Origin of the sequence: Vibrio sp. 10N.286.52.C3, assembly GCF_041468865.1 — a bacterium.
Classification (GTDB): Bacteria; Pseudomonadota; Gammaproteobacteria; order Enterobacterales; family Vibrionaceae; genus Vibrio; species Vibrio crassostreae_C.
On the sequence record NZ_JBFRJM010000124.1, the window covers coordinates 1 to 422 of the forward strand.

Below are 422 nucleotides of genomic sequence, written 5' to 3' on the forward strand. Positions count from 1 at the left end.
GTTTACTGATGCATGAATAGTGAGGACATGACAACGGGAGTTGAGCGAGTTTGAAAACAGAATCGATGAATCCTTGTAACGCTCTCAACGGCATCGCGAATACTCGTTTAACCATGAGGGCGGTCGTAATGGCTAAGTCACTAAACAATCGAGGTCGACCTCGTTTACCTTGCTTGAGTTGCTTCCACTGTTGAATCGTTTCCTCATCAATCCAGAATGTCAGTGAACCACGATTGATTAGGGCTTGGTTATATTGTTTCCAGTTAGTTGTTCTGTAGCGAGGCTTTGGCATTGCTCTAAGTATGTGAGTGAACTTAGATGATCTGATCGTAGCTTTAAGCATTAGTTCCCTGATTTAGGAAACAAAGCCGTTCGTGGCCGATAATTGTGAAGCCTGAAAGCAGTCTGTCAAGCTCAAATTG

Annotated in this window: 1 protein-coding gene; it reads right to left on the minus strand. The window is 43.6% G+C overall.

The genetic code is table 11. The features are described 5' to 3' along the window. Window positions 1-292: transposase (locus tag AB4138_RS23680; protein WP_372307942.1), on the minus strand; the 292-nt coding region annotated here is incomplete at its 3' end. Between the last annotated feature and the right edge of the window lie 130 nt (window positions 293-422).